Origin of the sequence: Meiothermus granaticius NBRC 107808 (assembly GCF_003574355.1) — a bacterium.
GTDB lineage: Bacteria > Deinococcota > Deinococci > Deinococcales > Thermaceae > Meiothermus > Meiothermus granaticius.
On record NZ_QWLB01000070.1, the window covers coordinates 1 to 10593 of the forward strand.

Annotated in this window: 8 protein-coding genes and 1 pseudogene; 5 read left to right on the top strand and 4 right to left on the bottom strand. The window is 48.5% G+C overall.

Annotated elements, in window-relative coordinates:
• Positions 1-159: 159 nt before the first annotated feature.
• The 4 genes and pseudogenes from araA to Mgrana_RS17395 all read right to left on the bottom strand — a co-directional run.
• Positions 160-1668 (bottom strand): L-arabinose isomerase, encoded by a 1509-nt coding sequence (gene araA / locus Mgrana_RS15980; RefSeq protein ID WP_119358581.1) that lies wholly within the window; start codon positions 1666-1668, stop codon positions 160-162.
• Positions 1669-1717: 49 nt separating this feature from the next.
• On the bottom strand, positions 1718-3358 hold the full coding sequence (gene araB, locus Mgrana_RS15985) for a ribulokinase (protein WP_119358582.1): 1641 nt from the start codon (positions 3356-3358) through the stop codon (positions 1718-1720).
• Positions 3355-4173, bottom strand: coding sequence for a substrate-binding domain-containing protein (locus Mgrana_RS15990; RefSeq protein ID WP_240631408.1), 819 nt, complete (start codon positions 4171-4173; stop codon positions 3355-3357). Before Mgrana_RS15990 ends, araB begins: the two co-directional genes overlap by 4 nt.
• A 96-nt stretch (positions 4174-4269) precedes the next feature.
• Positions 4270-4422 (bottom strand): annotated as a pseudogene (locus Mgrana_RS17395) (LacI family DNA-binding transcriptional regulator); the annotation flags it as partial.
• Positions 4423-5204: 782 nt separating this feature from the next.
• Here Mgrana_RS17395 and Mgrana_RS16750 point away from each other — a divergent pair.
• The 5 genes from Mgrana_RS16750 (at position 5205) to mmsB (ending at position 9988) form a co-directional block, all read left to right on the top strand.
• Positions 5205-5447 (top strand): hypothetical protein, encoded by a 243-nt coding sequence (locus Mgrana_RS16750; RefSeq protein WP_147021244.1) that lies wholly within the window; start codon positions 5205-5207, stop codon positions 5445-5447.
• Positions 5407-5865, top strand: coding sequence for a hypothetical protein (locus Mgrana_RS15995; RefSeq protein WP_119358584.1), 459 nt, complete (start codon positions 5407-5409; stop codon positions 5863-5865). Before Mgrana_RS16750 ends, Mgrana_RS15995 begins: the two co-directional genes overlap by 41 nt.
• Positions 5866-6135: 270 nt before the next feature.
• Positions 6136-7197 (top strand): multiple monosaccharide ABC transporter substrate-binding protein, encoded by a 1062-nt coding sequence (chvE, locus tag Mgrana_RS16000; RefSeq protein WP_119358585.1) that lies wholly within the window; start codon positions 6136-6138, stop codon positions 7195-7197.
• 63 nt (positions 7198-7260) lie between these two features.
• The gene (gene mmsA / locus Mgrana_RS16005) at positions 7261-8796 is read left to right on the top strand and encodes a multiple monosaccharide ABC transporter ATP-binding protein (protein WP_276309166.1); all 1536 of its coding nucleotides are present in this window, start codon (positions 7261-7263) and stop codon (positions 8794-8796) included.
• Between the two features lie 28 nt (positions 8797-8824).
• Positions 8825-9988, top strand: coding sequence for a multiple monosaccharide ABC transporter permease (gene mmsB, locus Mgrana_RS16010; RefSeq protein WP_119358587.1), 1164 nt, complete (start codon positions 8825-8827; stop codon positions 9986-9988).
• Positions 9989-10593: the final 605 nt, after the last annotated feature.

Sequence of the window (10593 nt, forward strand, 5' to 3'; positions counted from 1 at the left end):
GGCTTGGGCCCAGCGTAGGAACCAGCAAAGGGTCGTTATCCAGTGGCGTTTCACCGCCGCCGACGCGCGCATCAAGCTGGCCCACCTGTACCCCAGAAGGAGTGGCGATGATTAACTTACCAGAGCATTAAGTCTTTACGGTTATATGAAAACAGTAATTCAAATCCGTAACCCCTGTGCCAATACGTAATAAAGGTTATTATGACGTAGCTCGCGCTTAAAGCTTCGCAGCTCAGTTTTATTATCAATAACCGCAATTTCAACTCCAGCAATTTCGGCAAAGTCCTCCATCATTTCTGCAGTGACCGTGTAACTATAGCCGGTGTGGTGAGCTCCTCCTGCATAGATCCATGCAGCAATGCCGGTCTTGAAATCAGGCTCTGGTTCCCAAACTGCTCGTGCCACTGGAAGCTTGGGTAGTTTAGGCGGCTCAACAGCATTGAGCTCGTGGACAATGAGGCGGAAACGGTTACCTAAATCCACTAGTGAAGCATTGATAGCTTTTCCTGAGGGTGCGTCAAAAACCAGGCGTACAGGGTCTTCCTTGCCTCCAATCCCCAATGGGTGGATTTCGAGTCTAGGTTTTCCCGCAGCAATGCTAGGACAAACCTCGAGCATGTGTGACCCTAATACTAGGGGCTTACCCGGCTCTAGATGATAGGTATAGTCCTCCATAAAAGAAGTACCCCCAGGTAATCCCTGGCCCATCACCTTCATGGCTCGTACCAGAGCTGCAGTCTTCCAATCGCCTTCCCCGCCAAAGCCGTATCCATCAGCCATCAAGCGCTGAACAGACAACCCAGGTAGCTGCCGAAGACCGTGTAGATCTTGAAATGTGTCGGTAAAACCTTTGAACTTTCCTTCTTCCAAGAAACTACGCAATCCCAGCTCGAGCTGCGCACCATAGCGTAGCGAGGCATGCCGTTCACCCCCTTTCCTCAATTCCTCCGCAACGAGGTACTGCTCTTGATATTCTTCTACCAAGGCCTCAATCGCAGCCTCAGAAACAGCGTTGACCCGCTCAACTAAATCACCTACCCCATATCCATTAACTGAGAAGCCAAAACGCAGCTCTGCTGCTACCTTATCGCCTTCGGTCACAGCCACCTCACGCATATTGTCACCGAAGCGAGCAATCTTAGCTCCCTGCAAATCATGCCAGGCATGGGCTGCGCGAGCCCAAGCCCCCAGTCGCTCCTGTACCTCAGGGTCCGAGTAATGCCCTACCACTACCTTGCGCCTCAAGCGCATTCGCGTGTGCAGGAACCCTGCCTCACGGTCACCGTGAGCCGCTTGATTAAGGTTCATAAAGTCCATGTCAATGGTTTCCCAAGGCAAGTCACGGTTGGATTGGGTATGGAGGTGAACAAATGGCTTATTCAACACCGATAGCCCGCGAATCCACATCTTTGCAGGAGAAAAGGTGTGCATCCACAAAATCAAGCCTGCACAGTGCAAATCCGCATTGGCTTCCTGGGCCAATTGATAGATCTCCTCAGGGGTAGTCAGAAGGGCTTTGAACTTGACCTCTAGCGGAATTTGAGGAGAGGCATCCAAGGCTCGAGCCAGTTCCTGGGCATTAGCTGTAACTTGTCGCAAAGGACCTTCGCCGTAAAGATGCTGTGCCCCACAAACGAACCAAAGTTCAGGCTTGGATAAGTGAATCATAGTTTCCCTCTATGACATTCATAAGGCCTCGAGTTTGATTTGGACATTTCTAAGACCCCACCTGCTTGGATAGTTGCTTAAGGCGCCGCATTACGTCGTTACCACCGCGTCCAAAATAATCATGCAAGGTTATATACTCCTCATAGAGCTGGTCATAGATTTTTTGGTGTTCTGCTATGGGCATATAGGCGTTTTTGCGCACTTTGCCCATCTGTTTAGCTGCAGCGCGAATGTCGGGATAGATCCCTGCAGCTACTGCCGCATGCATAGCGCTCCCTAAAGCGGGGCCTTGTTCACTGTCAATTACACTGATCGGCATACCCAGCACATCGGCATAAATCTGCATCAACATGTGATTCTTGGGTAATCCTCCAGCAGCCACATACTCTTCGATCGCAACCCCATTTTGGCGAAAAGTCTCGATGATTAGGCGAGTTCCATAGGCAGTTGCCTCAATAAGTGCGCGGTAGATATCGGGAGCTCGAGTTCCCAAAGTGAGCCCCAAAATCATTCCGCTCAAAGAAGCATCTACCAGCACGCTGCGATTTCCATTCACCCAATCCAGTGCCAATAAGCCGTGCTCACCAGGTTTTTGTTGAGCGGCTTCTTGCTCGAGGCGTTCGTGAGCGCTCACATCTTGAGAAACATATTCCGGAGGGGCTGCATTCTTGATGAACCAGGCGAAAATATCCCCCACCCCACTCTGCCCTGCTTCATAACCATAAAGGCCAGGGATAATGCCTCCATCCACTACCCCGCACATCCCCGGGACCTCGCGCAAAGACTCACTCATCACCATATGACAAGTGCTGGTGCCCATAATGGCTACCATTCGACCAGGCTCCACTACCCCTGCCGCAGGTACCGTCACGTGGGCGTCCACGTTGGCCGTTGCAACTGCAATTCCTGGCTTTAGGCCAGTCCAAGCAGCTGCCTCCTCGGTCAGCTCTCCAGCTTTGGCTCCAAGGGGGGTTAATTCTTTTCCCAAGCGGGTCTCTGCTAAGTCGGCGAATCCGGGGTTGAGGGCAGCTAAATATTCCCTAGATGGATAGTGTCCATCCTGATAAATGGCTTTATATCCGGCCGTGCAGGTATTGCGGGTTTCCCGCCCGCATAAGCGCCAAACCACCCAGTCGGCGGCCTCAAGGATTCGCTCTGCTCGCTTATATACAGCAGGAGCCTCTTCTAGCATCTGCAAGCTTTTAGCCAAAAGCCATTCGCTAGAAATCTTGCCCCCGTAACGAGGCAGCCAGGTTTCTCCACGCTCCTCGGCTAAGGCATTGATGCGATCGGCCTGAGGCTGAGCCGCATGATGCTTCCAAAGCTTGACATAAGCATGTGGTTCGTCCATAAACTCTGGCAAAAAGCATAGTGGCGTACCGTCCGAAAGGGTAGGCAAAACTGTGCAGGCGGTAAAATCTATACCGACACCCACCACTTCGCTGGGATCCACTCCACTTTTCGCCAAAGCTGCCGGCACCGCCTCTTTGAAAACCAAAAGATAGTCTTCAGGATGCTGCAAGGCCCACTCCGGAGGGAGTGGTTTTCCACTGGGCAAAGCCACATCCATAACCCCGTGGGGATAAGGGGTAATCGCACTGGCCAGCTCCAGTCCATCGGAAACCCGCACCACCACCGCTCTCCCGGATTCGGTGCCGAAGTCTACCCCCACTGTATACCGCTCGCTCATTCTTTCCTCCGTCTGCGCGATTTACTCTCCACAAGCTCTAACCCAACCCCAGAGCCTACACTGGCTGTACTGGAACGCACTACCAATCTGGGTTCGATCACCCGAGCAACCTCAGCCTCGGTGGGAGTTTCAATCAGGGTTAGCAACTGGGCTAAACTGCTTTGTCCCAGACTGGGAAAGTCCTGATAAATGGTGGTAAGGGGCGGATCAAAAAATTCTGATTCAGGGATGTTATCGAAACCCACCACTGAAACCTCTTCTGGTACAGACAAGCCAAATTCACGTAAGGCTCGCAAGGCTCCCAAGGACATCTGATCGTTGCCCACCAACAAGCCGGTAAAAGCTTGGCCGGTCTCGAGCAGAGACAGGGTAGCTGCATAACCACTTCTAGCACTCCAGTCTCCAAAAGCCTGTGCTACTGGCTTGAGCCCCGCATCCAGAAGTGCTTCCTTCCAACCTTGCTGGCGCTGGCGGGCATTGTTCCATTGCTGAGGTCCTCCAATCAAAGCCAAGCGGCGGTGACCCAAATTCAATAAGTGTTCTACCCCTAATCGGGCTCCATAGTGCTGATTAATACTGCTAACCGGTAGCCCAGCCGAAGGGTCGGCATCTACCAGTACAATCGGCACAGCACATTCCCGCAAAAACCCCGTTTCTGCTCCCAGCAGTGGAGCAATGATAAGCACGCCATCCACCCGCTGACGGCGCAGGGCATTTACTGCCAACCCCAATTCCTCTTGGCTCAAGGCAGGAATGCTGCTGATGCTCACATGGTAACCACGCATCTGGGCGGCTTGCTCTATGTTGTAGAGCATCTGGGTCGGGCCAAACTCCGGTGACCCAAAGCTCACCACCCCAATCAGATTGCTGCGCTGAGTAGCCAAGCTCCGAGCCACGCTCGAGGGCTGATACTTAAGCTGGCGGATGGCCTCCTTAACCCGCTGCCGGGTAGCTTCCCTGACCGAAGGGTGATCATTGATGACTCTGGAGACGGTTTGATACGAAACCCCTGCCGCTCGAGCCACGTCGTTGATAGTAGCTGGTTTCTGATTTAAATCTGTCATAGCAGCATCCTAATAGAAAAAAGCTTTATTTGTGTCTTATTGGTCATGATTATTAAAGCGGGAAAAGGCTATAATCTAACTATGTATGGTCAGCTTTCGACACAACTCATTTGAGTAATTTTATAGAGCCACTATGAACAGAAATTTGATCAATAATCTGGACGGTCTTCTAATCTTTCTTCAAAGCATCCAAATCTCTATAAACTTAGAATCTAACTTCGTAGTTTAGATCACTTTATTGTTGTTATTTTGTCTTCGCAAAAAACATGTGATCGCTCACATTTTAATATCTACTCAAGAGAAATGTCAAGGGAATTATGCTCTGAGTCATATAAAGAATTCGGTTGAGCAAAGGGAAGGGCTTCTAAACTGGATTTGTGAGGAGCCCAGCGAAGCTCAAGGCTAGTATGGACAAGCCACACTGCGAAAGTATGAAAGAGGAAAGCGGTGGCTAGCGAGATCGGAAGCTACGAACCTTGAAGGGGATAGAGGCGAGTCGAGTCAAACGAATCCGCTGTGCAGACTGCAAACGGCAAGTTCGGCTGGAGTATCCCCAGGAATGCCCGCGCTATCGCTGGTATAGCCGAAAGATACAAGGCTCGTTTGCGATATTGGATAGTTACCGCATCAGTGAAGCAGTCAAAAGAGATATTGCTGATCTGTTGGGTTATCCGCTGGTTTTGGCGACGCGCCTGGATTGGGCACAGACCTGGAGCTACCGAGGGCATAGCCTGTTTGCTGTAGAGAACCAGCAAATCAAAAGTCTGATCGAGTAGGTTTGTGTGGATGATTGGGTCTTCGGGGCGGGTAGTCGAGGTCAGGGTTATGGGGTCTGGGAAGCGCATAGCGGTTGTCCAATCCAGGCTGATCTGGCCAACCGAGGCGGTTTTGACCGAGCACGGGATTTGCTGGTGGACTGGCTGCCTACCGGCGTGATTTCGGATGGAGCCGCAGAAATCAAGGAAGCCCTGAGGTGGTTGGGGTATGGCCTCAATCACGTTCGCTGCTGGTTTCAGCAAGACTGAGCCTGCTCAACAAGCCCAACTGCAAATCGAACTCCAGGTCTTGCTGGCAATGAAGACCCTTGGTCAAGCCGAAGCTTATTTCTGGCAAGTCTTGCTACCCAAATGGCGGGGTGTCCTGGAACCCTTGATGCGAGCCTGGGATCAGGTCAAAAGCTATTGGTTGCATCCTCAGCTTCCCAGAACCAACAACCCTGCCGAGGTGGGGAATGGCCGATTGTGGATACGGCAAAAACATAGGAACATTCGGGTCTTATCTAGAGGCCAAGACTGGCTCAAAATCGCGCTTTATCGCCTTCGCCATCGCCCGGTACAACAATCCACCTCAACTTGGCAACGCCTGACCGGTAAACCTTCCCCAAGCCCCTGGTTTTTGCCTATCATTACCCCGCTTGCTTACTCAACCGACTTCTTCATATGAGTCGAAGCCCGGTTTGTCTTGACTGCTTTATATAACCAATGCTAAGATGTGAGCGATCACAAAACGTATGATAGAAAGCTTTAATCTAAAGGATAGGTTTGTATGAGCAAAAATGTGACCGTCCGCGAACATAAGAGGAGAACGACTAGCAAAAACCCGTCCTGTCACTAAGGGCTTTTGTGAAAGGAGGAAAAGAATCGGACCATTGATATCTCACAGCTGGCAAGCCTTTTTCTAAGTTGAGTTAAGCAAGGTCAAGGGGGTATCCCAATGAAGCATCTGCTCTTGAGTGTCTTTTTTGTTGCCTTTACCCTATCTTTGTCAGATATGGCTTATGCACAAGGCAAAGGTTTGGTTGGTATATCTATGCCAACCAAATCTTCCGCTCGATGGATCTCTGATGGTAATAACCTTGTGAAATATCTAAAAGATAAGGGTTATACTACTGATCTTCAGTATGCAGAAGATGATATTCCAAATCAGATTGCGCAGATTGAGGCAATGATTGCCAAAAAGCCCAAAGTTCTAGTAATTGCCCCAATAGATGGTACTACCCTCACCGATATACTCCAAAAGGCACATGATGCTAATATAAAGGTTATTGCCTATGATCGCCTTATTAGGAACAGCCCCTATGTGGACTACTATGTCACCTTTGATAATTTTAAAGTTGGTGTCTTACAAGCACAATCCATTGTAGACAAATTAGGCCTTAAGGATGGCAAAGGCCCTTACAATATTGAGCTATTTGGAGGCTCGCCTGACGATAACAATGCCTATTTCTTTTATAACGGTGCCATGAGCGTGTTAGAACCTTATATCAAGAGTGGCAAGCTTGTGGTTCGCAGCAAGCAGATGGGGATGGACAAGGTTGGCACGCTTCGTTGGGATGGGGCAACAGCTCAGGCTCGCATGGATAATCTTTTATCAGCCTATTATGGAACAGAGAAAGTAGATGCGGTACTAAGCCCATACGATGGCTTAAGCATTGGTATTCTCTCTTCCCTAAAAGGGGTAGGTTACTGTACTGCTAAACAGCCTTGCCCAGTTGTTACAGGCCAAGATGCAGAAATCCCTTCAGTAAAATCTATTTTGCGTGGTGAGCAATACTCAACCATTTTCAAGGATACGCGTGAGTTGGCTAAGGCTACATCTAATATGATTGATGCAATCATCAGTGGTAAGAAACCTGAAGTTAACGATGTAAAAACCTATAATAACGGTGTAAAAGTTGTACCGGCTTATTTGCTCAAGCCTGTACTGGTAAATGCTTCTAATTGGAAACAGGTACTAATAGACAGTGGTTACTATACCGAAGCACAGCTTAAGTAAATGAAGGCCAAACTTCTTGGTGGCATGGGTTAAGCTGTGCCACCAAGCTTGCTAGGAGGTAATGTGGCGCAAGAGCCTATTTTATCCATGCGCAACATCAGCAAAAGTTTTCCTGGTGTTCAAGCATTAGATAATGTGAATCTTACAGTATACAAGAGTGAGATTCACGCCATAGTTGGGGAAAATGGGGCTGGGAAATCCACTCTCATGAAAGTGCTAAGTGGTGTGTATCCCTATGGTCAATATGAAGGAGAGATTCATTTCGAGGGAAAGTTGCAACGTTTTGAGGACATTCGAGATAGTGAAGCTCAGGGAATCATTATCATCCATCAAGAGCTTGCTTTAGTTCCCATGCTTTCAATTGCAGAGAATATTTTTCTGGGCCATGAACTGGCTAAAGCTGGGATAATTGATTGGCATACTGCCTATGTCCGGGCACAAGAGCTTTTAAACCGGGTTGGATTAAAGGAATTACCTTCAGCCATCGTAGGAAGACTGGGGATAGGGAAGCAGCAGTTAGTGGAAATTGCTAAAGCGTTGGCTAAGCGAGTACGCTTATTGATCCTTGATGAGCCAACAGCAAGTCTGAATGAAACCGATAGTGAAGCGCTACTCCGGCTATTATTGGAGCTAAAGGCACATGATATTACTTGCATCTTAATCTCTCATAAACTTAATGAGGTTATGCAAGTGGCTGATCGAATTACTATACTTCGCGATGGTACAACTATCGAGACTCTCAATTGTGCCGAAACTTTGGTCAAGGAGGACCATATCATTCGCGGTATGGTAGGGCGAGATATTCAACATCGCTATCCACAGCGACGTCCTAAAATTGGCGAAGTGATTTTTGAGGTACGTAATTGGCGTGTCTACCACGAGCAATATGTTGACTATGAAGTAATTAAGGGAGTGAGCTTCAATGTGCGTAGAGGAGAGATTGTGGGAATTGCGGGATTGATGGGCTCAGGGCGCACAGAGTTGGCTATGAGTCTCTTTGGCCATGCTTACGGAAGGCGCATTAATGGTCAGGTTTTTATTGATGGACGTGAGGTGAATGTCTCAACTATTGGAGATGCCATTCGCCATGGACTGGCTTACGTTACTGAGGACCGCAAGGGTTGGGGGTTGATCTTGGAACAGGAAATCCGTAAGAACGTGACTTTGGCTAATCTGCCCAAGGTCTCCCAGCGCGGCGTCATTGATGAGAACAGCGAAGCTAAGGTGGCTCAAGGGTTTCGTGAATCACTGCGCATACGCTGCTCAAGCATTGAGCAGTTTGTGGTCAATCTTTCGGGCGGCAATCAGCAAAAAGTTCTATTAAGCAAGTGGCTGTTTACGCAACCAAGCTTATTGATATTAGATGAACCCACTAGAGGAATTGATGTTGGTGCCAAATATGACATCTATACTATCATTGATGGATTGGCAGCTGAGGGCAAGGGAATTCTGTTAATTTCCTCTGAAATGCCTGAGCTGCTTGGCATGTGTGACCGTATTTACGTGATGAGTGAGGGACAGTTCGTGGCTGAGTTGCCTCGAAGCGAGGCTAGCCAAGAACGTATTATGCACGCCATAGTCAGCTCCGTTCAATCTTAAACGCTTCCTAAAGCAGAGAATCCAAATTATGAAAATCAGTACCTTAAGAAACAACCTTCGTGATTATGGGCTTCTGATTTCCCTGATCGTTATTATCGGTTTTTTTCAGATTGTAACCAATGGTATTTTGCTGCAACCACTAAATCTAACCAACCTGATATTGCAAAATAGCTATATCGTGGTTATGGCTTTGGGGATGTTGCTGGTAATTGTGGCTGGACATATTGACTTATCGGTTGGAGCAGCCAGTGGCTTCATTGGTGGATTAGCAGCAATATTGATGGTACACTACGAATGGTCGGTAACTCTCACGATTATTGTAGCCTTGCTCGTAGGAATGCTCATTGGTGCGATACAGGGCTGGTTTGTAGCATATGCGCGTATACCATCATTTATCGTGACCTTGGCCGGCATGTTGGTATTCAAAGGGTCGGCTCTGGCACTGCTACAAGGCCAGTCAATAGGTCCGTTTCCCCTGGCATTTCAAAGTATCAGTACGGGGTTTTTACCTGATCCGTTTGGAGGAAAGGATATACGCGTATTCTCGTTGATTATCGGTGTGGTGTTGGCAGGGATTTTCGTGGGGATAGATTGGCACCAGCGATTCAAAGCACAGATGCATGGTTTGAATAAGGAACCTACAGCACTTTTTGCTGTTAGGAATTTTCTCTTTGCAGCCATAATTATCTACTTGGCTTGGCAACTGTCTACATATAAGGGGTTACCCACGGTGCTAATACTCATGGGAGTACTGATTCTGTTTTACCAGTTTATTGCTGGTCGTACAGTTATTGGCCGACGCATCTATGCATTGGGTGGTAATGAGAAGGCTGCTCGTCTATCGGGTATAGATACCTCACGCTTGATTTTTTTAACTTTTGCAAATATGGGCCTTCTAGCAGCAGTTGCGGGAATCATCTTTGCTGCCCGATTGAACACTGCCACTCCTAAAGCAGGGAATGGATTTGAACTTGATGTGATAGCTGCGTGCTTTATTGGTGGGGCATCGGCTTCAGGTGGTGTTGGAAGGGTTATAGGAGCGGTCATTGGCGCTTTTATTATGGGGGTAATGAATAATGGAATGTCTATTCTTGGTATTGGAATTGACTATCAGCAAGTTATTAAAGGCCTAGTGTTGCTGGCTGCAGTATTTTTTGATGTTTACAACCGCAATCGTAGCCAATTTGGATAGAGCTTTGGTGATTTATCATGTTTTATCTGAAATACGCAGAATCAATTCCGCCTTTAAAGGCTTGAATCTGCAACGCCTAGGCTAGCTGATTGATTTCGACCTAATATGGAACCAACTCAGCTCGAGCAACGCAAAGGCCGAATCCAGCAGATTGGCCAACTCAACGATACCATTGAGATCTATTACGCTATTCGGGTTCTGTAGAAGATAGAGTGCATGAGGTGCTTTCTGCCCGCTTACAAAGCATCCACGAGCTTTTTAGGTGGGTGCCGGGTGCGCTCGAGGATGAGTTAGTTCATCTGGCCTTAGGCTAAAAGGACTTAGTCAATCAAGTGATGGATGCTCTCCCCCTAGGGCACCCTTTTACCCTGCGCTACACATGCATTGAAAAAGTCGAATGGGAATCGTGCCGAAATGTGCTTAGCCCATAGGAAAAGCGCAAAGCATTGGCCCTTGGGCGGTCTTAGAATGGGACTAGTGCTCTGGTAAGTTAATCATCGCCACTCCTTCTGGGGTACAGGTGGGCCAGCTTGATGCGCGCGTCGGCGGCGGTGAAACGCCACTGGATAACGACCCTTTGCTGGTTCCTACGCTGGGCCCAAGCC